This is a genomic window from Paenibacillus sp. 2TAF8 (genome assembly GCF_052114825.1).
In the GTDB taxonomy this organism is placed as follows: domain Bacteria; phylum Bacillota; class Bacilli; order Paenibacillales; family Paenibacillaceae; genus Paenibacillus.
Genome location: NZ_JBFRFN010000002.1, coordinates 731,561 through 752,962, shown reverse-complemented (window position 1 = coordinate 752,962; position 21,402 = coordinate 731,561). Strand labels below are relative to the sequence as shown.

Below are 21,402 nucleotides of genomic sequence, written 5' to 3'. Positions count from 1 at the left end.
TAATCCTGTTGGACAACTCCGACGGGATTTTGCTTTCTTATAGAATATGATTTATAGTGTTTATCCGATATGATTCCATGTGAAGGAGTGATTCTATGATCATTATGATTAATGGCGCATTTGGTTCTGGTAAGACCTCAGCAGCGAAGGCGTTACAGCCAAAAATTGAAAATAGCATGATCTTTGATCCCGAAGAAATAGGTTATATGTTGCGTAGGCTACTTCCCGAGGAACATCGAGAAGAGCAGGAGCGAACGGATGATTTTCAGGATATCGAACTCTGGAAAGTGTTGACGGCGAAGGAGCTGATTTAGGGACTATATATGGACGTCTTGCTAAACGTGGAGATGAATTCGGCGGATGGCAGTATCAACAAGCACCGAAGTGTGTGGAAGCGTTCAAAGCAGATGTATTTGATACCCGTATTCCCACGGATCATATGGAGACGGATGAAGTGATTGATATTATTATGGAGAAAGTGAAAGGGTAAAACGACGAGGTGTAATATGAAAAGAGGCATACAATTTCAAATTCCAAATGAATATGGTAGATTTCTGGGAGAAATCCTGAAACCGATTAAGATCGCGGATTATGACTGGTTTGTTGGAGGGGAAGAGTCTTATTTAGTGGATAAGGATAGCTTGGGGGAAAGTCTTTTTCCAGACCGGGTTATGGGCATGGCGGGAGAAGAGCTGCAGAAGATTATTGAGGATAACCAGTATTATCTGATCTTTGCCAATTTGAAAGCTTATCCGACAGGGACTGCAATCATAGATATAGAGACATATGATGACTATGCGGAGAGTGCGTGCCAGCTCGCACTGCTTGTCATAGATAGTTGTTACGTTGCGTTATACATTAAAGATGCTAAGAAACGGGAAGAAATGCACAAGCACATTAAGAGACTGGAATACGAAGCGCTGGATTATATTACGGATGATAATGACGTAAGAGATAGGCTATCTGTTTGGTGAGGAATTCTGGAAGTTAGGGATCAGATTAACCTGAATTTAGATAGACTATGACATATTTTAGGAGTAGAATGGAATATGCTGAATTGTAAATGAAGTTTGAAGAAGTCTTTTAAATATGTGAATGCGCTTACATAGAGGAGGCATATCTATTGGCCGTATATTATTGGGATAGCCAAATAGATTATCTGAGAAATACACGCTCGCTCTACTATAACGATGATTATCTCGAATTCCTGGTTCAACGCGTATGGAAGATTGAACAAGCCGTACATATGATAGATTATGGATGTGGTTTTGGTTACATGGGGTTAAAGTTGCTGCCGCTCTTGCCGGCTGGTTCAAGGTACACGGGTGTAGATCAAGGATCGGAACTGATCAAACACGCCAAAGAACTCTTTTCACATACGTCTTATCAAGCCGACTTCATAGAGGGTAATATTGAAACAGTGCAGGTTGAGCAAGGCTACGACATTGCGATAAGTCATGCATTTTTATTACATATGTCAGAACCAAGGGTGATATTGGAAAAGATGATCGGCAGTGTGGTGGCCGGAGGCAGGATTATTTGTTTCGAGCCACACTGGATTGCAAACATGGCGAGTTATGCATTGGATGGTACTGAGCATTCCAGCATTATGAAGCTTGGCGTACTTCAGAAGTTGTATGAGCAGGCTGCTAGAGAGAGTGGAAAAGATGGAAATATAGGAATGAAGATTCCGACACTGCTCAGTCAGCTTGGCGTTAGAGGCGTGGAATGCCGAGTAAGCGATCGGGTGAACTTTGTAGATCAACAGATGGATGAAGCGGATAAACATACGTTGTATRACGCGTTAAAAGAAGAAGGGCTAGGGGCCGTCCCGGGTAACCGAGAAGAAGTCATTGCCCACCTCATTGGACGAGGATTAACTTCCGAGGAAGCCATCAATCAATATGAGGCAGAGGAGAGATTCGCCAGGGAATTCAATGAACACAAGTATATGACGTATGCTCCGAATATGAAAATTACTAGTGGAATTGTAGTGCGATGAATTCTAATTTACTTATGGCTTTATGGCTAGGAAAGGAAGCGGAAATAAGATGGTGTCTACAGCAATACTTTTACAGGCTTCTCAATCCTTTGGGATCGTTCCTGAGTCACTGGTTTTGGTAAGTCAATCTACGAATGTGGTTTACAAATACAACCAGCAAGATAGAACATATTTTTTACGGTTATCGGAGAAACCGGCAGCATATGAAACATCTATTCAGGCAGAAGTCCACTGGGTTCGCTATCTGGTGTCCAAGGGGGTTCGAGCATCACTACCCATTCTTACGGTAGAAGGCAATTTGACTGCTGTGTGCCGTGATCAGGATAAATGTTATGTTGCCGCGGTATTTGAAGGAGCAACTGGATATTTTTTTGATTATGACTGGAGTGTATGGGATACGGATTTATTTACTCGATGGGGAAGCGTCATGGGCAGTTTACACCATCTAACACAGAGCTATCAACCAGAAGATCCGAAGTTCATTAGAGCCGACTGGACTCCCCTGGAACTGGAAAATCCACATCTCCATACAGGTGACTATGCCTTGTTGTTAGGGAAGCTTCGCGCATTGGAGCAGCAATTGATGAATTTGCCCAAAAAGGACGACATTTATGGCCTAATTCATAATGACTTCCATCCTTACAACTTTTTGATTGATCAGGGCGAGCTTAACGTTTTTGACTTTGATGATGCGTTACGCGGCTGGTATGCTCTGGATATTGGGATCGCGGCTACACATGCGGTGTGGTGGGGGTCACATGATCCGAAGTGGGGAACGAAGGATGAGTTCGCGAAGACGTTTCTGACCGCTTTTCTGGAAGGTTATGTGCAACAATACCCAATAAGTCAGGAATGGATAGCTCGGATTCCTTTATTCATGGAATACCGAAATATAAGTTCATTCTTCTGGTGGTTAAAGGATTGGAATGGGGATGAAGGTAGCTTGTCTGATCATCAAAAAAACGCTATCTCAGCAGCTGTTGATCTGATCCAAAATGATCTTCCGTTTGAAGGTTGCCGCTTTAAATTATAGAGCCGGAGGCTATGTCCATGATTTATCGCAGAAAAACGTATATTATTGCTTCTTCTTTTGTAGATGAATTTAATGCATTGTTCAATGATATCTTGCTGCCTGCACAACTGAAATACGGAGCACGATTGATCGGCCGATGGCACACACAACTGGATGAAGAGACCAGTGAGATCTTTGCGATGTGGGAATACGATACGATGGAGCAGTATGAAGAGATTGAGCGCAGGATAAAAGCCGATCAAGAACATGTACGACGAGTACAGGAGCGTTATGATCAACTGGGAAGACATCGCTACGCCGAAGTTTTTAGGAGGGAGATACAGCAGCAGTTTTTCACCTCCACTGTGGAGAGGGATCGGACTATTTTACATTGAGATGTTAAACTGAGGAGTGGTGTACAGTATGGAGACTGAGAGGCTTATATTTCGTGAATACACTAAAAATGATTTCGAACATTTATATACGATGACAAGTGAACCAAACGTGATGAAATATATTCGCCACGGAAATCCATGGACGAAAGAAGAAACGATGCAGACACTAGATAAATTTATTCAATGGAACAAGGCAGGTAAAGGACTTTTGCTTGCCTTTAACAAAGAAGATAAGCAGCTTGTTGGAACGTCTGGATTGATACCGCAAGTGATTGATGGCACCGATGAGCTGGAAGTCGGTTATTGGGTGCGAGAGCCCTATTGGAGACAAGGCTACGGGTATGAGCAAGCTAAAGCCTGGAAGGAGCACGGTTTGCAACAAGGGGAGAAACGTTTGATTTCCTTGATCCAACACGGAAACGTAGGCTCGATTCGAGTCGCGGAAAAGAATGGCATGACCCATGAGAAGGATGTCGATATCATAGGGAAACAAGTTGCCGTATTTTCAATCGAGGTGTAGTGGGTTTTGAAAATTCGCATTATTGGCGCTTGCGGAAGCGGTAAATCGACTTTAGCTAGAGAACTGTCTCGAAAATATAACATTGCCTTCTATGAAATGGATAATCTTATTTGGGATCGAAGCGCAGAAAATAGGAGATATCCTGAAGAGGTCAGGGACAGTTCTCTACAAGCTATTGTTAGTTCGGATGCCTGGATTATTGAAGGCGCACAGCTGAATCCATGGACTTTTCCATCTATTCTCGAAGCAGATTTGATTTTTGTGTTGCATCCCCATGTATTGGTTCGAGATTATCGGATTATTAAAAGGTTTCTGCTGTCTCGAACAGGGTTGCAAGAGTGGAATTACAAACAGTCTTTTAGCAATTTGTGCAAGATGATGGTGGAATGGAACCATCAATATGACGTTCAGGATGTCATAGAGATGACGAGTAAACATGGCAAGGATGTAGTTGTCATTACGAATGAGAAGCAGGCTGTAGAAAAGATCAATTCTACTTAGAAACTTGCAACAAAATGTTTTAAATGTTGAATAAGGAGATCACATGAGAACACACATCATTCAGATTCATCCCGTTACACGAGAAAATTGGGAACAGGCTCTAGAAATTTCGCTACATGAAAACCAAAAACATCTGGTTCCAAGTGTTACGGAAGGACTTGCTTATGCCTATATTAAACCATGGGATGAAGCATTTGATCCTTACGTTTTGCAAATCGAAGGCAAAATCATTGGATTCTTTTATATAAGTTATACGCCTGAAAGTACAGATAATTACTGGATTGGCGGCTTTCAGATCGATAAGGCGTTTCAAGGGCAAGGTATGGGAAAACGAGCTTTAAGTGCCATCATAGATTTTATTGCCGATAAACATGCGTTATGTCACATCATTTCTCTGACCGTTGAACGAGACAACCATATTGCCCAGCACTTATATACAAGCATGTCATTTGTAAGCGAGAATCTGACCAATTCTGATGATGAGGTTATTTACAGATTGAAAGTAAGATGAATCACCAAGTCAACATACATCGTTTAAAGGGAGGTATTCTTATGAGAACAATCGATTACAGCCAGTATTACTGGCAAGATGACAAGGTGAGGCTGAGAGCCTTTGTAGAAGAGGACTGGGAGAACTGTTACACAGAAGGTTTTGACTCTCCTGCGCGCATTTTGCTTGAATGTGCTGTTGAACTTCCACCGACGATCGCTGGAGCTAAACGATTTATAGAACAAAATGTAGCATTCTCTTCAACCAATGGTCGTATCATGTTTACTATTGAAAATCTTGAGGGGCATAACATCGGTGGAATTAATCTGAACAGCATTGATGAGCGAAACGGAACGTTCAGTATAGGTATTGTCATCGATCAACCTTATCGTGGCCAGGGATATGGTACAAGCGCGATGAATATTTTGCTTGGTTATGCTTTTTTGGAGCGCAGACTCCACAAGTTCAACGATTATGTGCTGGAAGGTAACGAAGGCTCGGCTAGAATGATGCAGAAACTAGGGTGTGTGCAAGAAGGGATTCGTCGTCAAGTTGTTTATATTCATGGGAAACATATGGATTTTATTATGTTCGGATTAACAAAGGATGAGTATCTCGCTAATCGAGATACAAATAAGGGGGGGGAAATATGAGTAACATTACATTGCAAAACATTACACTCGACAATCGGCGTGCCGTATTTAATCTGGAGGTAGCGGAGGGACAGCGTCGGTTCGTTGCCTCCAACCTGTCGAGCGTGGCTTCCTGTTATGTACTTTCCCAGAACGGAGGTCATCCCTTTCCTTTTGCAATCTACGCAGATGACAAGCCGGTTGGTTTTGTAATGATCACCTATGGAATTACAGGGTACGACCTGCCATCCATCGCAGAAGGCAGTTACTGTATCCTGAGGCTGATGATTGACGAGCAATTCCAGAATCGGGGATACGGGCGCCAAGCGATGGAAAAGATTTTAGATTGGATTCGGACCTGTCCTGCAGGCCCTGCTCAATATTGTTGGATATCGTATAGTGTAGAAAATGTACATGCTAAAAGGATGTATGAAAGCTTTGGTTTCCGTGATAACGGTGAGATCTGCCATGATGAGTATATTACCGTTTTGGAGCTCTGATTATAGAGAAAGGTAGGAGATTAATGAATGACTACGGTTGGTTTGTTAGGAACCATTCACAATGCAGAACTTAGGGAGCGTTACAACTGTTCGCTGTCTCTATACGAGCGGATCATTAACGAATTCAAACCAGATGTGATTTGTGGTGAGGTACATCCGCTGAGCTGGCAGAAGTATATAAATGATCCACAGGACAAGGGATACTGGGGAGAACCAGCAAGTGAATATTGGGAACTGATCTTTCCATTGTGCGAAGAGCATCGCATGACTTTTGTTCCCATTGATTGGTTTGAACTCGATGTGTGGCATGACTTTGATCCATTTATCGAGTATGGAGCTGAAGAACGTAAAAAACTAGAGCAGCAGGATGAGGCCTGGTTCATAAAGCAAATGGAAACTAGCTCGTATGGAAACATTCCGTTTAATTCGATTGAATTCGATCAAGTTACTAGAATGAAATATGAATGGTTAAGTAAGGTCAGCCCCAAGTCGGAAAGTATGCGCTGGCAGGTTCGTAACCAAATTATGATACAGCGAGCGAAAAATGCGATGAAGGATCACGCAGGTAAAAGAATTCTCTGCATTGTCGGTGCGGATCACAATTACATATTTCAGGATGAGTTACAGAAAGAGGCTGTTCATTGGATTTATCCGTTAAAGTAAAGGAGGACGTATGCGGAAAAAGATAGTTAAAGTTTGTAAATACACCATTTTCACCGTCATAGCGATTATAGTACTTTTTCTCGTTTTTCCTACATGGACACCGAGTATCGAAGGGGAGAACAGTATAAGCCTTCTAGAGCAGATCGACATTAACGGTGAAGGGCACGAAGTGATGATCAGGGGAGCAGATCGAGCCAATCCGGTATTGTTATTTGTTCATGGTGGACCTGGGTACTCAGAGATTCCTTATGTAAAAAAATATCAGCGTGAGCTTGAGCGGCATTTTACAATTGTTCATTATGATCAACGCGGTAGCGGAAAGTCGTTCCATTTTACAGAGGATTACTCGAAGCTGACAACCGATGTACTTGCAGATGATTTAATCGATCTGACAAAGTATGTTACTGAGGAGCTGCATCAAGAGCAGGTGATCCTGGTCGGGCATTCTTTTGGGACGTATATCGGCATCAAGGCGGTTGCAAAAGCTCCAGAACAGTTTAAAGCTTATATTGGAATTGGACAGGTGGCCGACACCATTCAGAGTGAAATGGAAACACTGGATTATACGATAAAGCAGGCAAACGCGTCAGGAAACAAAGCGGATGTGAAACAATTGGAGTTATTGCGTGATTCTGTACAGCAAGGGAAAGGACTGACTCCTCGAACGTTTGTGCAAAAGTATGGCGGTTCAGCCAGACTCATTAACGAGAACGCTGATTATGTTAACGGATTTCTGATAAATCCCGAGTACAATGGATTGGATGTCATTCGATTTTATACCGGGGTTCTCCAACTGCAAGATCGACTTGTGCGAGAAACATTGGAACACCCCTTGCCTGAGATTGCAGATGAGATCCGAATTCCGACTTATTTTCTAATGGGGCAATATGATTATATGACGACCCTCAATGCTGCGAAGGATTACTTAGAAACGTTAAAAGCACCAGAGAAAGAACTGGTTATATTTCATGAGTCCGCGCATTATCCTCAGTTTGAAGAGAAGGAGAAATTTATGGCTTGGCTGGTCAAACATTTCAAATTGGATTAGAAAGTGTAATAACCTGTCAAAATGGACAAGAAAATGAACTTTATTTACCATATTTGTGTTATTATGTTGGTGCGGACCGTTTTTTCGCATAATCTGTTCATAGTGAAGGGAGGAATATATTTTCTTATTTCTTCAATCTAATCAATCAATCTATTTCTTTAACCAGACAGATGAATCACTAGAATAACTGCACTGCTTGTTACAAAATAAAATAAGCGGAGGTATCGTTATGACGAAAACGTTTAAAAAACTTGGCATAGCCAGTTTGGCACTGCTTTTCATGGCCACAGCGGCGTTTGCGGGATGGGGCTCCAAAGCGTCGGCTGCTGACATGAGATCATTAACCGCTGCGCAGATTACTTCGGAGATGGGTGCAGGCTGGAATCTGGGTAATCAATTGGAAGCTACCGTGAACGGCACACCGAATGAAACGTCATGGGGCAATCCAACGATCACACCTGAGCTGATCAAAAAAGTAAAAGCGGCAGGTTTTAAAACAATTCGTATTCCGGTTTCTTATCTGAACTATATTGGAAGCGCTCCCAATTATACAGTGAATTCATCTTGGCTTAATCGTATACAGCAAGTGGTGGACTATGCGTATAACGAAGGTTTATATGTAGTCATCAATATGCATGGAGACGGGTTTCACTCGATTCCGGGCTCATGGTTACATGTGAACAGTGGCAATCAGAACGTCATTCGTGAGAAGTATCAAAAGGTATGGCAACAAGTTGCCACCAAGTTCAGCAATTATAATGAACGTCTTATTTTTGAATCGATGAATGAAGTATTTGACGGAAATTACAACAATCCAAATACGTCTTATTATAGTAACTTGAATGCGTACAATCAGATCTTTGTGGATACCGTTCGCAAAACAGGTGGCAACAACAATGCAAGATGGTTGCTCGTACCAGGCTGGAACACCAACATTGATTATACTGTGGGCAATTACGGTTTTGTCGTTCCAAGTGATAATTTCAGATCTTCTGCCATTCCAAGCTCTCAGAAGCGAATTATGATCTCGGCACACTATTACTCGCCATGGGATTTTGCTGGTGAAGAGAACGGAAACATTACGCAATGGGGAGCTACCGCGACGAATCCTTCCAAAAGATCGACATGGGGGCAAGAGGATTACTTGGAATCTCAGTTCAAGTCCATGCACGATAAATTTGTGACCCAGGGTTATCCAGTCGTTATGGGTGAGTTCGGTTCCATTGACAAATCCTCTTATGATTCAAGTAACAATAACTATCGAGCGGTTTATGCGAAAGCGGTGACGGCCAAGGCCAAAAAATATAAAATGGTTCCAGTTTATTGGGACAACGGGTTCAACGGCCAGCATGGATTCGCGCTGTTCAACCGATTTAACAATACGGTAACACAACAAAATATCATTAATGCTATCATGCAAGGCATGCAATAATTGATATTGTCAGAAGGAAGAATCGAGCGGCATGTTTCTTATAACCAGGAACATGCCGTTTTAGTGTGTTTTCTGCGATAAAATGGGTGCCAGTTCACTCGTAATTTCCCATGAATTTTTACACAAGCCGCAAGCAGAATTCATTAAATGCCACACAATCATGGTTATACTTAATTTTGCTTTGATCTAGCGAACTTGAAGGATTGGGTGGTAGACAGAATGTTGAAGAAGCGTGAGCTGCATGAATGTCAATCTCTGCATAGCTTGATGATGGATCCCGCAGTTTCTCCTTATGTTCGTTATGCATGTCAGTCGCAAGAGGAATTTATGTTTTTAACGAGGCAGTTGATCGCCGAAGAAGAACAAGGGACAGCCATAACGCGTACGATTTTGAATGAGCTTGGAACGGCAATCGGCACCATTGATCTGTATCACATTGTCAACCACACTGGATTTCTGGCGACTTGGATCGGTGCACCGTACTTCGGACAGGGATATAGCCAGCGAGCGAAGTCCGCTTTTTTGACAGAATTGTTTCTTGAATACGATATTCAGACGGTTTTTATGAAAATACGCAAGCAAAATGTTCGCTCCCGCAAAGCGGTAGAGAAGCTACCATTCGTTAAATTTTCCAATGACCTTTACCCCGAGGTCACGCAAGCCATTAATGCGAAACAGTTGATATATGATCTGTACCATGTGCAACGTTCTGATTTTCTCGAACATCATATGGAGTTGCATCACATTTTAGCTACGTAAGACAACTCGGGAGTAGTAAAAGAGTAAACCAGTAAACCAGGCGCCGTCAGAGATGACGGTGCTTTTTGATATACAGAGAAACGCGACTTCACGAAACTAGGTATAGCTTCATTCGTAAAAGCATATGTGAAAACTCCGGGTTGAAAAGCTACTACATACCTCTTTAAAAGGATATAGAAAGTTCCTTAATGGAAGAACATGGATTATAATTGAAGTGAAGCCTGTTGAAGGAGGTCGTTATTTTGACAACAGAGGTATGGATTCCAATGGACGAGATACAGGATCAGGAGCCGATCTGGGCAGGTACCAAAATTCGAATATATCAAGAACAGCCTCTGGAATACTTGCTCTCATTCATATACGGGAATTCGAATGAGCTCCAACTAACCTGCCTAACCCCAGGTGAGGCAGGTAATATCGGAGGCGTCATTGCTAAAGACCTGCCCAACCACTCTGCACTGGCTCAAACGCTAAAGACCTTTTTGACCGGAGTGTACAGTGAGATTTGTTTTGAATAAGAAGGGGGTTACATTATGAATCAGATGAACAAGATTCTGGGTGTCGTATTAATGATTGCGAGTGTGTTCATATCAACACTTGAACGAATGTCCATCCGATTATCAGCAGCACTGGTTGAGGCGGGAAGCGGATCGGAGCAAGGTTTGCGAGAAATTACGCGGACGGTAGATGTACCCACAGGACTACTCGTATATTTCATGTTTTTTGTTGGATTTGTATTGCTGGTTGCTGGTTTCCCGGGAACGTACAAAAATAAAAACAAAAATAAATATCAATATGAGCGGCCAGAGAATTATAAATAGAGGAGGATTCAAGTTGTTTGAACTACCGGAGGAGAAGTTGACAGGTGGTAACGTGAATGACGTTGTGCGCGTTGGAGATACGGTTCGCCGGGGGAGTAACTCGAATCGTTATGTACATGAACTGCTGTTGCATCTGGAAAAAGAGGGCTTCCATCAGGCGCCGAAGTATCTGGGCATGGATGAAAAGGGCAGGGAAATACTCTCTTACCTTGACGGAGATGTCCCCGGTAATGATTATCCGGAGATCGAAAGTTATATGTGGTCAGACGAATCTCTGATTGCCGTTGCCCATTTATTAAGAGCCTACCACGATGCAACCGTTAACTTTATAACTTCAGAACAACCGGACAATAATTATCCAGGTATAGCTCTGGAAGAACGGTTACAAGAATTAATAGAGATATCATCACAGAAAGCCGAAGTCGTCTGCCATAACGACTTTGCTTTATACAACATCGTGTTCAGACATAGTTTGCCGCAGGGTATTATTGATTTTGATCTGGCTTGCCCAGGCCCCAGGATGTGGGATATCGCCTACACTTTATATACTTGCGTACCCCTAGCAAATTTTTCGCCTACGCTTGAAGGCGAAGGCAAATCAATTGCTCCATATGATAGAGAAATACACGCTAACGTTCGCAAAAAACGCATTGAAATGTTTATGAATGCTTACGGTTTACATGTTCCGCCTGATCTGAAACATTGGGTGGTGTCCCGTATTCGCTTTATGTGCAAAACATTAGAGAATCGTGCAGCAGCAGGAGACGCAGCCTTTGTGAAGATGGTTAAAGAAGGTCATCTGGCTCACTATGAGAGAGAAGTGATTTTTCTGGAGCAACATTGGCAAGAATGGTCGTAGTTTTGTTGTAACGGTTTCGGGCAAATGCAACGTAAAACGGCTTGTATTCTTTTTGTACATTGGGAGAGAAGAAGGTGGAAACGAGGATCGTTACATTGGCTGCATTTCATATTGTAGGTTATCGCATTGAAGCGACGGTGGAAGAATTCGAAGCAGAATTGCGACAGAGCCATTATGACAAGTTAATAGAGAAGAAGGGCGAGATCAAGCACCGGAAAAATGACCAGGTTCTCTTGATGCAGATTTATCCTTCTCATGAAGGCTTTGATGCTAAAGTGGATCCATTCACACATGTATTGTGCTATGAAGTAGACAAGCTGGAGGACGTACCATCTGAGATGATCACTCATCATGTGCCAGCTCGTTCATACGTTACATGTACGCATAGAGGATTAGAATCCGACATAGGTGATACATATGACTACATCTATGGACAGTGGTTAGAAGATGCTGGACTCGTACCTGAGTGTTATGATTTTGAAATCTGGGATGAACGTTACCAGCCAGAAAGTGTCAATAACGAGATCGATGTTTATGTGGCTTTGCAATCTTAACTCCGATCAAAGTATGTGATTAGCATTAAAATTTTGGAGTAAATGGGGGGCTCACCACCTTTCCCAATACAACCTGACTGACTTCGTATATAATGAGAGGTGACTCTACAAACAATTAACTACATAACTATTGCGAGGTGCACTTCGACTTATGCCAACAATCTATGATTTCACTGTGACGAGAACGAGTGGAGAGCGTTTTCCGCTCTTTCAATATGAAGGAAAGCCTGTATTGATTGTGAACACGGCAAGCAAATGCAAATATACACATCAATTTGATGACATTCAGAAGTTATATGACGAGTACAAGGATCAGGGCCTGCAAATTATCGGGTTCCCGTGCAACCAGTTTGCAGAGCAGGAGCCGGGTAGCAGTGCGGAAGCCGAGTCATTCTGTCAGATCAACTACGGGGTGAAATTCCCGATGTTTGCGAAACTGGATGTGAATGGAGAGGCAGCGCATCCGCTGTACGACTTTTTGAAAAAGTCAGGTCCGTTTGCCGGCTTTGATGAGAGCGACATTCAGGCCAAACTGCTCAAGCTGATGGTGGCTGACAAAGCACCTGAGTGGCTGCACGGCGATGCAATCAAATGGAATTTCACGAAATTTCTCATCAATGCAGAAGGTCAAGTCGTTAGGCGCTTCGAGCCAGTTGATTCCATAGATGAGATTAAAGCGAGTATCCGGGAACTCTTATAAAATTTAACTTAACATTAGCGGGGCAACCAAGCATAAAGGGGGATCCCGCTTTCTTTTTTGCACAGGAGGTGATGACGTGCCAAGCATGATGCAGTTTAATGCTCCACTGGCGTATACCTACAAAGCTACGAGTCAGTTTGACCCGGGCAATTCGGATGGCTTCCATTCGCATCCACACTATGAAATTTATTATTTTCATGATGGGGAATGCACCTATATTATCGGGGATCGGGTGTACAAATTGGAACCGGGGGATCTGGTGTTAATGCATGGACTTACGCTGCACCGGCCGCATCCCAAAGTCGGTAAGCCGTATGTTCGGACTACGCTTCATTTCGATCCTTCTGCCGTTCGTAAAAGCCTGCATCCCGAGCGCATCCATGAAGTGCTGAAGCCGTTCGATGAGCTTGGCAATTGCCGGGTGAACCTTACTGGAGAGATTCGAACCGAGTTTGAAGCACTGCTGCTAGATCTGCACCAGTTATCTTCTCACTCGTCCAGATTCAGACAGGAGCGTATGAATATCCGGGTTTGTGATCTGTTATATTGTGTGGCGGAGATCTGTCAGGGGCATGTACAGGAACAGCGCTCTTCATCGGAAAAAGAAAGACATGTCCAGCATATCATCCGCTATGTGGATACTCATTATATGCATGACATCGGTCTGGACGATCTTGCTCAAGAGCTACATCTGTCCAAGCCGTATTTGGCAGGTATGTTCAAAGAGATGACGGGTCTGACGGTATTTAAGTATCTATATGACAGACGTATTAATCAGGCAAAACTGTTGTTTCAGTTTCAGCCCGAGATGAGTGTGACGGAGGCCAGCCGATTGTCCGGCTTCAAACGTCTGTCCCATTTCAGCCGAATTTTTAAACAAAGCGTGGGCTGCTCGCCCGATCTGTATCGAAGTCAGTTGCATCGGCAACTATGAGACCGAGGAAGAAGTTAAACGAAGCTTATCGCTTATTAGCATTAACGAATAATAGAGGATGTCATCCAGAAGTCGACCAGCGGATTTACATGGTCGGCTTTTTTCGTTTTATTTTAGAACAAATGAACAATAGCGAGCAGGAATCAGCATTCTTCACGTAACGACAGATGTTTAGAGTTCCAGCGTAACAGGTAAAGAAAGGTAAGAATAGATACCAATGAACGAGGCAAGAACCGTCATATTAACCATAAGCATCTTAAATAACGAGGAACACGAAAGCATGCTGGATCAATATGAGCAAGAACAAACCGTTGACCCGATTCCGATGCAAGATCTGAATATGGAGCACAGGAAGAGAAAAATAAGGATCGGACAAAAAGTAATTCGTCTACGGAAGAGAAGTACCGGGCAGACTATCACAAGAGAGATTAAATTTGTGAAAATAAAATAGTTTATTGACTAATGTGTGTTACTATATTATAGTTACCTTGTTGGCAATGAACAAACCAATGACTTAGGAGGCGTATATGAATGTCTACTTTTTTTGATGCGTTGAAGAACAGAAGATCTTATTATGGAATCAGCAAGGAATCCACAATCTCGGATGCGAAAATTCAGGAAATCGTCGAAGAAGCGGTAAAGTATACACCAACAGCATTTAACTCACAGACATCCCGGGCAGTTGTATTGCTTGGTGAACAACATGATAAACTGTGGAATCACACGGAAGAGATTTTGCGTGAAGTTGTAGGTAACGAAGAAGCTTTCCAATCCACAGCGGAGAAAATGGCAGGTTTCCGTAGCGGCTACGGTACGGTTCTTTTTTTCGAGGACAACAATGTAGTAGCACAGCTTCAACAAAACTTTGCTGCCTATGCTGACAACTTCCCAATCTGGTCTAACCAATCCAACGGTATGTTGCAACTGGTCATCTGGACAGCTCTGGAACAAGAAGGACTGGGTGCGTCACTGCAACACTATAATCCATTGATTGATGAGAAAGTGAAGCAAGAATGGAACATTCCGGAGAACTGGAGACTGATCGCTCAGATGCCATTTGGTAAACCAACAGCAGCACCAGGTGAGAAAGAGTTCCAAGCGATTGAAGAGCGCGTGAAAGTACACAAGTAAATCTCGTCATTACCAATATTTAACCACATACGGCCTCGCTTCAATTTGATACGATAATGAAGATCGTAATCTATTGAAGTGAGGCCTTTTATTGTGAACATAGTAAATGATAATAGAGCTATACAAGCTTTTCATCCCTTATGGAAGATGGTGTTATGCGGCGCCATTCTATTGAGTTCAGTGGTTGGGAACGGAAGCGCTGTTCACGCAGCGGGGAGTCAACAGCCTACCTTTCACGATACACGTACAAGCTATGCAAGAGAAGCCATTACGCGATTGGTAAAGAAAGGGATTGTGGCAGGAACAACGGAGCACACATTTGAACCGAAAAAAGCGGTAACACGTGCAGAATTTGCATCATTTGCGGTGCGCTTGCTCGGACTAAAGCCCGTTTCAAACAACATTAAACCTTTTGCAGATCTTTCTGCGAATGCCTGGTATTACGGTAATGTAGCCGCGATGACCAATCTATCGATTATTGAGGGTAAAGGCCAGAACCAGTTTCAGCCGAACGCATCCATCACGCGGGAGGAGGCAGCTGCTCTGCTTGTTCGTATGCTGAAACAGCACTCTGTGGCAAGCAATACTATATATAATACATATGCAGACGCGGCTGACATCTCAAGCTGGGCTCTTCCATATGTACAGAAAGTGCATCAGCTTGGATTGATGCGCGGAAGCAATGGAATGTTCCGGCCAGCTGACCAAGTTACACGGGAAGAGGCTGCGGTGATGTTGGACGCGGTCTTGCAGAATTACTCATGGGCCGCACAAATTCAGCGGAGACAGGACCATGGTATTCAACTGGGATGGCAGTACAATTCATCGACAGCAGAATTTATAAATCAAGTCGAGCAGTCGCCTGTGAACACGGTCGTTCCGCGTTGGTTTTTCCTGAATAAAGATATGAACGTTTCGGATCATGCCAATGCCACATTGATCTCTTGGGCATCTGTTTCGGGAAGAGCGCTTTGGCCGATGCTGGGTAACCGTTCCAATAAGGAAATGACACATCAGATGTTGTCCAGCTCGGCGAACCGGGAAGCGGTTGTCAGTCAAGTAAGTGCTTTTGTGAAAAAATATAAACTCGGTGGCATCAATGTGGATTTTGAAAATGTGGACCCTGTCGATCGCGAAGGATTTACTGCGTTTGTGACTTCGTTAACTCGATCTCTGCACGGTCTAGGTGCTGTCGTATCCGTCGACGTATCACCCAATTTGGGCTCGGATTGGACGGCAGCCTTTGACTACGTTAAGCTGGGAGAGATCTCAGACTACATGGTGCTCATGAGTTATGAGGAGCATTGGAATGGCGATCCCAAGCCAGGTTCTGTAGCTTCGCTTCCATGGGTGGAAAGAGCGCTGACCAAGATGCTGTCCGAGGTAGAGGGTGCCAAGACGATTCTCGCGCTTCCGTTATATACGCGGGATTGGTCCACCGTGAATCCGGCAGGTGCTTCCAGAGACATTACGCTGGGAGAACAAGGGGTTCGGGCAGCCGCATCAGGCTCTCTAAGACACTGGGACTCACGTTTGAACCAGTATATTATCAACTATATGTCGAGTTCTGTGGCAAGAGAGATTTGGGCGGAAGAAAGTCGCTCTTTGTCAGCCAAAGTGCTGATGAGCGGCCAACAAAACATTGCAGGGCTGGCCTACTGGTATATGGGCGGAGAAACTGCGGATGTATGGGATGCCATTACCAATGCCATGCGCTTCGAATCGTATCGGTTCTAAACATTTGAAGGCCTAAACCTGTCGTTTAATGAAAACGGAGGTTTGGGTCTTTTGCTTTTGGTTTAAGCTATGGAATAAGTCAGGCCGTTTAAGCCTCTTTGTGCGGTTTAATGTATAGAAGGACAAGAATTGTCCTGCAAGCATACCACCCGAAAAAGAGAAGTTATTGGATATACAGGAGGAGAATACACATGCGAGAGTTTGATTGCATCATAGTGGGCGGAGGGATCGCAGGACTTCAGGCAGCTATCCAGTTAGGACGTTATTTATCGCATCGAGTACTGGTTGTGGATGCCGGAGAGGGCAGATCAACGTTGTGCCGAACCTATCATAACATCCTCGGTTACCCGGATGGGGTATCCGGTAAAGAGCTACGAGCACTTGGCAGGATGCAGGCTGAGCAAACGGGTGTTTCTTTTGAAAAGGATCGAATTATAGAAGCCATACGTGTGCAAGAGGAAAAGATTAGGCTTAAAGGCTCTTCTGGAACCGTTTATGAGACCAAAACCATATTGCTTGCAACCGGGTTATCGGATCGAATACCTGACATACCGGGACTGAAGTCTACACTCGGCAAAACCGTATATGTGTGCCCCGATTGTGATGGGTATGAAATTCAGGGGAAACGAACAATTTTGCTAGGTGCTGGTGAAGCGGGAGCTAATATGGCGATGACTTTAATTGAACGTACAAACGATCTCTTATATATTAATCATGAACAGACCGCAATCTCTGCTGACCTTCACCGTCAAATGAAACAAGCAGGAGTCCGTTATCTTGAAGCGGCAGTTCAGGAAGTACAGCAGATGGAAGACGGTCATATTACAGGTGTAATAACAGAGGATGGGCAGATTTTCGAATCGGATCGTGGATTTATCGCGTTTGGTGGTAACCGGGTGCACTATGAGCTGGCTGAACAGCTGGGGGCTGTCATCGCGGACAATAAACATGTGGAGGCTAATCCTCGTAGCATGCAGGCGGCACCTCAGGTGTGGATTGCCGGGGATCTTGGCCTTCATGCCGAGCAGGCCACGGTTGCGATGGGTGAGGGTGCTATAGCGGCGATCTGGATTCATAAAGCGTTGCAGAAGCTGGTTAAAGGTTAAGTGGCGAAAGTTATCAATTAAAACAACAAAACAAGTCTTCCTACGCCAATTGGCAGAACGGAAGACCTGTTTTTGCTGCGTTTTCTTTCTTGGAATAGCTAGGGTATGTCTTGATTGGCTTCCTTCAGCGTTTTCAGTACACCCTATAAAGACAGGAATTAGAAACTAGAATACAGAATACAGAGATGCTTGCCGAGATCATCTGGATGTGAATGTTTATTTACCAGGTTTATCCGCTGTGTTGTTATCCGGTGAAGGATCATGTTTTTTATGAGTAAAATCTTTACGAATGTTATCTACAATATCTCCAACGACACCTTCAATCATATCCGTTGGACCCGGATTTCTTTTGTCCGGTTCAATGACGGTATTCACGCCTGGTTTGAGTTCATCGTTCGTTTTGTCATGTTTAGACTTGTTATTCATAATAGTTCCTCCTTCAAATCCGTAGTGATCGATGTCTACTAATCATAACCAAACACCGACATGTATATGTAAAACGATTAACCCAACTACCATTTTTGAAACGTATGATTAAACTTGAGCAGAACGTTTATATTATGTATGACTCTTGCTTGTGAAGCTTATTACAGGCTCAACATAAGCCAAAGAATAAGAAACACCAACTAAACTGAAGGAGGTAATAAGTATGAATGAACAAAATCATGTGATCCATAAAGACGGACAGGTATCCACTGATCAGGTAGACAACGCAATTGAAAAGATTGCACCGGAGGAAAGAGATCAGATTTTACAAAATTTTGATGCATTCAAAGAATACCTCGCTAAACGGATTGCTATGGGTGAATCCATCGGTTTAAGTGAAGGGCAAATGGCCAAGATTGCACAAAAAGTCGCGGATCATCTGGCGGCAAACGAAGAGCCTCGTAACCGGGAAGAGAAGCTTCTGCAGGAACTTTGGAACGTAGGAAAAGAAGAAGAGCGTCATATGCTTGCTCACATGTTGGTTCGTTTGGCTCAAGATACCAGAAGGAGTCATTAAAAGAGTTCAGACATAAAAAGCCTGTACAAGCATAGATTAATATAAGTGCAGCAGAAACCCCAAATGCAGCTGATTTGGGGTTTCTCTATGTCATGTGCTGGACAAGCCTAGAGTGATGACGTGAATTGTAACTATTTTTAATCTGGCTGATACTTTTCAGAAAGTGGTATGTCGTATGATGATTATAACGTAAACGAATCGTAAATGTATGATTTGTCCGTTTGAGAAGAAATGCTTTCGTTTAATGATTGGAAGAGCAACATTTAGGGTTGATTAAATAAGTTGAACTATTCTTTCACATGTTAACGGTGTGTTCTATGTAAAGATATATTTGAAATAAGGAGAGATGGGCATGAAGAACGCGGCGAAAAAATGGAGATTTCAGATCATTGGTGCAGCAGTGGCTTTAATTGGCATCATCGTGCTGACTACATATTTGCTTACCCCTGCGAATGCGGAGGAGCGTACCAATGTTCAGTCACCTTCTGCTAATAAGGCTCAGTTGGCCAATTCCGAAGTATATACAGCTTATATTGACGGAATGCGTGTGGAAGACGGTAAATTAATGCTGACGGTAGATAAAATCGGTTGGTATCAGGGCGAGGAAGCCAATACCATTTTCAAACAACGTAATCCGAATGCGGGTATAGACGAAGCACCTGACGGTTACTATATCGTTAATGATAATAAAGAGCATGAGCAGGTTGAAGTCAAAGCTGACGCCAACGTTCTTATGCAACTGTATGATCGGGACGGAACGGTTCAAGGTGCAGAGATCCAGTGGAATGAGCCGGTAAGTTTGTCCAAATTTGAGTCACTTTATGGGGATAAACGAATTATGGATCTGTCAGTGTTCCCTTACCACCTCACGATTCAAGATGGCAAAGTGATTAAAATTGTACAACAGTACATTCCTTAAAAAGAGATTATACAAATAATTACCAAAAGCATTCATTCCGTTCAAATAGCGGAGTAGGATGCTTTTTGTTATGACAAATGCATGAAAGCGATTGTAATTCATTGGTGGTACATGTATCATTATAGGAATGGCGTTTTTACATCATTCAGGAGGCTTCTGATGCTTAAAGACATGATTGCTTTAACCAAGCCCGGACTGTTAAGGCTGAATGTATTTGCGGTTGCCGTCGGTTTCTGGGTTGCTTCAAAGTGGGATATCGCATGGTTATCTCTGCTTATGGTTGTTATTGGTTCAACGCTTGTGATTGCTTCGGCTTGTGTCATTAATAACTATTGGGATCGTGAACTGGATCAAAAGATGGAACGAACGAAAAAAAGAATGGATTACATTAATCATCTGAAGCCTGGATTTGTTCTTGGTTACGGTTTGGTTCTCGGAGTCGCTGGTTTAGCTGTATTGTTTCTACTGGTGAATCCACTATCCGGCTGGATGGCTTTGCTTGGCTGGTTTGCGTATATCGTGATTTACACGATGTGGTTGAAACGCACTTCGACGTGGAGCACGTCGCTGGGTGGAATTGCAGGGGCGATGCCTCCAGTGATTGGTTATACCGCAGTAACCAATGAGATTGATGCAGGAGCCTGGTTGTTGTTTGCACTGTTATTCCTTTGGCAGCCTCCTCACTTCTGGTCGCTGGGTATACGCCGCGTAGAAGAGTATCGTGCTGCAGGATTTCCGCTGTTACCGGTGGTCAAAGGAGTAAAACGTACGAAATGGCAGATGATTCCTTACGTTTTTCTGCTGATTCCTGCCGTATTCCTGTTGTATTATTTTGATTACGTTGGTTGGGTATTTCTGATCATATCTCTGATTAGCAGCATCATCTGGTTTATACATACGCTTAGCGGGTTGAAAACACAGGATGATGAGAAGTGGGCGAAGATTAACTTTTTGATCTCGGTTAATTATCTCATGCTCATATTTATTGTGATGGTTGCGAACACAACGTGGTCTTAGTTCGGAATCGAATGAAGGGCAATGAACGCACTGCAGAAAGCACATTTTGAATGGGAAAAGGCGGACAACTCTAGTTGTCCCTGTCTTTCAAAATGTGCTTTTTGTTATTAATTTTATTGGATGTGACAACAACATGAATGATTTGCAGCAAGCTATACGGTTGCGGCAGGAGGGCAAAGTACAGGAGTCTATTGAGCTCCTGCACCAAATTACGGAGCTGGAGCCGCAACATGGAGAAGGTTGGTATCAACTCGCATGGGCACATGATTCACTTGGTCTGGAACGCGAGGCTGTGCCTTATTATGAAAAAGCATTGCAACTGAAACTGTCGTCAGAAGATCGGGCTGGGGCTATGCTTGGTCTCGGAAGCACCTATCGTACGCTCGGACAATACGAGCAGGCCAAGAGATGGATGCTTACCGGAATGTCGGAATTTCCAGAGCACCGGGAGTTTGAAGTGTTCTATGCTATGGTGCTTTATAATCTTGGAGAGCACGCAGAAGCGATGCAGCGGCTGCTCGTTCAACTCGCGGATACTTCTGGAGATCAGCGGATAACGGACTATAGCCGGGCGATACGCTACTACGCGGATCAGCTTGATCGGGTCTGGGAATAAGTTAGAAGCGTGTTAATGCGTTAGTTGAGTATCCAAAATGCTAAAATAAAC

The 21,402-nt window shown here is 43.4% G+C and carries 28 protein-coding genes; 27 read left to right on the top strand and 1 reads right to left on the bottom strand.

Translation table 11 applies throughout. The features are described 5' to 3' along the window. Nucleotides 1-95 precede the first annotated feature (95 nt). The 23 genes from AB4Z30_RS05310 (at nucleotide 96) to AB4Z30_RS05200 (ending at nucleotide 17,796) form a co-directional block, all read left to right on the top strand. Nucleotides 96-314, top strand: a complete 219-nt coding sequence (locus tag AB4Z30_RS05310) for a hypothetical protein (RefSeq protein WP_441923967.1) — start codon at nucleotides 96-98, stop codon at nucleotides 312-314. Nucleotides 315-506: 192 nt separating this feature from the next. Next, nucleotides 507-974: a DUF2691 family protein gene (locus AB4Z30_RS05305; protein WP_441923965.1), complete on the top strand. Its 468-nt coding sequence runs from the start codon at nucleotides 507-509 to the stop codon at nucleotides 972-974. A gap of 149 nt (nucleotides 975-1,123) precedes the next feature. Next, the gene (locus AB4Z30_RS05300) at nucleotides 1,124-2,002 is read left to right on the top strand and encodes a class I SAM-dependent methyltransferase (RefSeq protein WP_441923963.1); all 879 of its coding nucleotides are present in this window, start codon (nucleotides 1,124-1,126) and stop codon (nucleotides 2,000-2,002) included. 49 nt (nucleotides 2,003-2,051) lie between these two features. Beyond that, nucleotides 2,052-3,035 carry a phosphotransferase enzyme family protein gene (locus AB4Z30_RS05295; protein WP_441923961.1) on the top strand — a complete coding sequence of 328 codons (984 nt, stop codon included), beginning with the start codon at nucleotides 2,052-2,054 and terminating at the stop codon, nucleotides 3,033-3,035. 17 nt (nucleotides 3,036-3,052) lie between these two features. Then, nucleotides 3,053-3,409 carry an NIPSNAP family protein gene (locus tag AB4Z30_RS05290; RefSeq protein WP_441923959.1) on the top strand — a complete coding sequence of 119 codons (357 nt, stop codon included), beginning with the start codon at nucleotides 3,053-3,055 and terminating at the stop codon, nucleotides 3,407-3,409. A gap of 28 nt (nucleotides 3,410-3,437) precedes the next feature. Next, on the top strand, nucleotides 3,438-3,929 hold the full coding sequence (locus AB4Z30_RS05285; protein WP_441923957.1) for a GNAT family N-acetyltransferase: 492 nt from the start codon (nucleotides 3,438-3,440) through the stop codon (nucleotides 3,927-3,929). Nucleotides 3,930-3,935: 6 nt separating this feature from the next. After that, a complete protein-coding gene (locus AB4Z30_RS05280) occupies nucleotides 3,936-4,430 on the top strand; it encodes a shikimate kinase (protein ID WP_441923955.1) in 495 nt (164 codons plus the stop codon). Between the two features lie 43 nt (nucleotides 4,431-4,473). Beyond that, complete coding sequence (locus AB4Z30_RS05275; RefSeq protein ID WP_441923953.1) at nucleotides 4,474-4,941, top strand: GNAT family N-acetyltransferase; 468 nt, start codon at nucleotides 4,474-4,476, stop codon at nucleotides 4,939-4,941. A 41-nt stretch (nucleotides 4,942-4,982) separates the two neighbouring features. Next, nucleotides 4,983-5,573: a GNAT family N-acetyltransferase gene (locus AB4Z30_RS05270; RefSeq protein ID WP_441923951.1), complete on the top strand. Its 591-nt coding sequence runs from the start codon at nucleotides 4,983-4,985 to the stop codon at nucleotides 5,571-5,573. Further along, nucleotides 5,570-6,052 (top strand): GNAT family N-acetyltransferase, encoded by a 483-nt coding sequence (locus AB4Z30_RS05265; RefSeq protein WP_441923949.1) that lies wholly within the window; start codon nucleotides 5,570-5,572, stop codon nucleotides 6,050-6,052. Before AB4Z30_RS05270 ends, AB4Z30_RS05265 begins: the two co-directional genes overlap by 4 nt. 27 nt (nucleotides 6,053-6,079) lie before the next feature. Continuing rightward, nucleotides 6,080-6,715, top strand: a complete 636-nt coding sequence (locus tag AB4Z30_RS05260) for a hypothetical protein (RefSeq protein ID WP_441923947.1) — start codon at nucleotides 6,080-6,082, stop codon at nucleotides 6,713-6,715. Nucleotides 6,716-6,725: 10 nt separating this feature from the next. Then, nucleotides 6,726-7,763 (top strand): alpha/beta fold hydrolase, encoded by a 1,038-nt coding sequence (locus AB4Z30_RS05255; RefSeq protein WP_441923945.1) that lies wholly within the window; start codon nucleotides 6,726-6,728, stop codon nucleotides 7,761-7,763. A gap of 229 nt (nucleotides 7,764-7,992) precedes the next feature. Further along, nucleotides 7,993-9,195 carry a glycoside hydrolase family 5 protein gene (locus AB4Z30_RS05250; protein ID WP_441923943.1) on the top strand — a complete coding sequence of 401 codons (1,203 nt, stop codon included), beginning with the start codon at nucleotides 7,993-7,995 and terminating at the stop codon, nucleotides 9,193-9,195. 219 nt (nucleotides 9,196-9,414) lie between these two features. After that, nucleotides 9,415-9,954, top strand: a complete 540-nt coding sequence (locus AB4Z30_RS05245; protein WP_441923941.1) for a GNAT family N-acetyltransferase — start codon at nucleotides 9,415-9,417, stop codon at nucleotides 9,952-9,954. A 242-nt stretch (nucleotides 9,955-10,196) separates the two neighbouring features. After that, nucleotides 10,197-10,472, top strand: a complete 276-nt coding sequence (locus AB4Z30_RS05240; protein WP_441923939.1) for a hypothetical protein — start codon at nucleotides 10,197-10,199, stop codon at nucleotides 10,470-10,472. A 15-nt stretch (nucleotides 10,473-10,487) separates the two neighbouring features. After that, the gene (locus tag AB4Z30_RS05235) at nucleotides 10,488-10,775 is read left to right on the top strand and encodes a hypothetical protein (protein WP_441923937.1); all 288 of its coding nucleotides are present in this window, start codon (nucleotides 10,488-10,490) and stop codon (nucleotides 10,773-10,775) included. A 13-nt stretch (nucleotides 10,776-10,788) separates the two neighbouring features. Continuing rightward, a complete protein-coding gene (locus AB4Z30_RS05230; RefSeq protein ID WP_441923935.1) occupies nucleotides 10,789-11,634 on the top strand; it encodes a phosphotransferase in 846 nt (281 codons plus the stop codon). Between the two features lie 74 nt (nucleotides 11,635-11,708). Further along, complete coding sequence (locus tag AB4Z30_RS05225) at nucleotides 11,709-12,188, top strand: GyrI-like domain-containing protein (protein WP_441923933.1); 480 nt, start codon at nucleotides 11,709-11,711, stop codon at nucleotides 12,186-12,188. A gap of 151 nt (nucleotides 12,189-12,339) precedes the next feature. Further along, nucleotides 12,340-12,888 (top strand): glutathione peroxidase, encoded by a 549-nt coding sequence (locus tag AB4Z30_RS05220; protein WP_441923931.1) that lies wholly within the window; start codon nucleotides 12,340-12,342, stop codon nucleotides 12,886-12,888. Between the two features lie 85 nt (nucleotides 12,889-12,973). Beyond that, the gene (locus tag AB4Z30_RS05215) at nucleotides 12,974-13,822 is read left to right on the top strand and encodes an AraC family transcriptional regulator (protein WP_441924229.1); all 849 of its coding nucleotides are present in this window, start codon (nucleotides 12,974-12,976) and stop codon (nucleotides 13,820-13,822) included. 531 nt (nucleotides 13,823-14,353) lie between these two features. Then, nucleotides 14,354-14,953 (top strand): nitroreductase family protein, encoded by a 600-nt coding sequence (locus tag AB4Z30_RS05210; RefSeq protein ID WP_441923929.1) that lies wholly within the window; start codon nucleotides 14,354-14,356, stop codon nucleotides 14,951-14,953. Nucleotides 14,954-15,046: 93 nt separating this feature from the next. Then, entirely contained in the window at nucleotides 15,047-16,690 is a 1,644-nt protein-coding gene (locus AB4Z30_RS05205; protein WP_441923927.1) for an S-layer homology domain-containing protein, read from the top strand. Nucleotides 16,691-16,881: 191 nt separating this feature from the next. Beyond that, nucleotides 16,882-17,796: an NAD(P)/FAD-dependent oxidoreductase gene (locus AB4Z30_RS05200; RefSeq protein WP_441923925.1), complete on the top strand. Its 915-nt coding sequence runs from the start codon at nucleotides 16,882-16,884 to the stop codon at nucleotides 17,794-17,796. Between the two features lie 216 nt (nucleotides 17,797-18,012). On the opposite strand, the gene AB4Z30_RS05195 is transcribed toward AB4Z30_RS05200, so the two are convergent. After that, a complete protein-coding gene (locus AB4Z30_RS05195) occupies nucleotides 18,013-18,222 on the bottom strand; it encodes a hypothetical protein (RefSeq protein WP_441923923.1) in 210 nt (69 codons plus the stop codon). A gap of 223 nt (nucleotides 18,223-18,445) precedes the next feature. Between AB4Z30_RS05195 and AB4Z30_RS05190 the strand changes: the two genes are divergently transcribed. The 4 genes from AB4Z30_RS05190 to AB4Z30_RS05175 all read left to right on the top strand — a co-directional run bounded on the left by AB4Z30_RS05190 (nucleotide 18,446) and on the right by AB4Z30_RS05175 (nucleotide 21,351). Next, complete coding sequence (locus AB4Z30_RS05190; protein ID WP_441923921.1) at nucleotides 18,446-18,799, top strand: DUF3243 domain-containing protein; 354 nt, start codon at nucleotides 18,446-18,448, stop codon at nucleotides 18,797-18,799. Nucleotides 18,800-19,151: 352 nt separating this feature from the next. Next, nucleotides 19,152-19,718: a hypothetical protein gene (locus tag AB4Z30_RS05185; protein WP_441923919.1), complete on the top strand. Its 567-nt coding sequence runs from the start codon at nucleotides 19,152-19,154 to the stop codon at nucleotides 19,716-19,718. Nucleotides 19,719-19,877: 159 nt separating this feature from the next. After that, nucleotides 19,878-20,735, top strand: a complete 858-nt coding sequence (gene cyoE / locus AB4Z30_RS05180) for a heme o synthase (RefSeq protein WP_441923917.1) — start codon at nucleotides 19,878-19,880, stop codon at nucleotides 20,733-20,735. Between the two features lie 133 nt (nucleotides 20,736-20,868). Continuing rightward, nucleotides 20,869-21,351 (top strand): tetratricopeptide repeat protein, encoded by a 483-nt coding sequence (locus AB4Z30_RS05175; protein WP_441923915.1) that lies wholly within the window; start codon nucleotides 20,869-20,871, stop codon nucleotides 21,349-21,351. Nucleotides 21,352-21,402 lie beyond the last annotated feature (51 nt).

What these genes read in the sequence shown, in the direction of transcription:
- AB4Z30_RS05310 (WP_441923967.1), top strand. Translation starts at nt 96, where the DNA reads ATGATCATTATGATTAATGGCGCATTTGGTTCTGGTAAGACCTCAGCA.
- AB4Z30_RS05305 (WP_441923965.1), top strand. Translation starts at nt 507, where the DNA reads ATGAAAAGAGGCATACAATTTCAAATTCCAAATGAATATGGTAGATTT.
- AB4Z30_RS05295 (WP_441923961.1), top strand. Translation starts at nt 2,052, where the DNA reads ATGGTGTCTACAGCAATACTTTTACAGGCTTCTCAATCCTTTGGGATC.
- AB4Z30_RS05290 (WP_441923959.1), top strand. Translation starts at nt 3,053, where the DNA reads ATGATTTATCGCAGAAAAACGTATATTATTGCTTCTTCTTTTGTAGAT.
- AB4Z30_RS05285 (WP_441923957.1), top strand. Translation starts at nt 3,438, where the DNA reads ATGGAGACTGAGAGGCTTATATTTCGTGAATACACTAAAAATGATTTC.
- AB4Z30_RS05275 (WP_441923953.1), top strand. Translation starts at nt 4,474, where the DNA reads ATGAGAACACACATCATTCAGATTCATCCCGTTACACGAGAAAATTGG.
- AB4Z30_RS05270 (WP_441923951.1), top strand. Translation starts at nt 4,983, where the DNA reads ATGAGAACAATCGATTACAGCCAGTATTACTGGCAAGATGACAAGGTG.
- AB4Z30_RS05265 (WP_441923949.1), top strand. Translation starts at nt 5,570, where the DNA reads ATGAGTAACATTACATTGCAAAACATTACACTCGACAATCGGCGTGCC.
- AB4Z30_RS05260 (WP_441923947.1), top strand. Translation starts at nt 6,080, where the DNA reads ATGACTACGGTTGGTTTGTTAGGAACCATTCACAATGCAGAACTTAGG.
- AB4Z30_RS05255 (WP_441923945.1), top strand. Translation starts at nt 6,726, where the DNA reads ATGCGGAAAAAGATAGTTAAAGTTTGTAAATACACCATTTTCACCGTC.
- AB4Z30_RS05250 (WP_441923943.1), top strand. Translation starts at nt 7,993, where the DNA reads ATGACGAAAACGTTTAAAAAACTTGGCATAGCCAGTTTGGCACTGCTT.
- AB4Z30_RS05245 (WP_441923941.1), top strand. Translation starts at nt 9,415, where the DNA reads ATGTTGAAGAAGCGTGAGCTGCATGAATGTCAATCTCTGCATAGCTTG.
- AB4Z30_RS05235 (WP_441923937.1), top strand. Translation starts at nt 10,488, where the DNA reads ATGAATCAGATGAACAAGATTCTGGGTGTCGTATTAATGATTGCGAGT.
- AB4Z30_RS05220 (WP_441923931.1), top strand. Translation starts at nt 12,340, where the DNA reads ATGCCAACAATCTATGATTTCACTGTGACGAGAACGAGTGGAGAGCGT.
- AB4Z30_RS05215 (WP_441924229.1), top strand. Translation starts at nt 12,974, where the DNA reads ATGATGCAGTTTAATGCTCCACTGGCGTATACCTACAAAGCTACGAGT.
- AB4Z30_RS05210 (WP_441923929.1), top strand. Translation starts at nt 14,354, where the DNA reads ATGTCTACTTTTTTTGATGCGTTGAAGAACAGAAGATCTTATTATGGA.
- AB4Z30_RS05200 (WP_441923925.1), top strand. Translation starts at nt 16,882, where the DNA reads ATGCGAGAGTTTGATTGCATCATAGTGGGCGGAGGGATCGCAGGACTT.
- AB4Z30_RS05195 (WP_441923923.1), bottom strand. Translation starts at nt 18,222, where the DNA reads ATGAATAACAAGTCTAAACATGACAAAACGAACGATGAACTCAAACCA.
- AB4Z30_RS05190 (WP_441923921.1), top strand. Translation starts at nt 18,446, where the DNA reads ATGAATGAACAAAATCATGTGATCCATAAAGACGGACAGGTATCCACT.
- AB4Z30_RS05185 (WP_441923919.1), top strand. Translation starts at nt 19,152, where the DNA reads ATGAAGAACGCGGCGAAAAAATGGAGATTTCAGATCATTGGTGCAGCA.
- cyoE (WP_441923917.1), top strand. Translation starts at nt 19,878, where the DNA reads ATGCTTAAAGACATGATTGCTTTAACCAAGCCCGGACTGTTAAGGCTG.
- AB4Z30_RS05175 (WP_441923915.1), top strand. Translation starts at nt 20,869, where the DNA reads ATGAATGATTTGCAGCAAGCTATACGGTTGCGGCAGGAGGGCAAAGTA.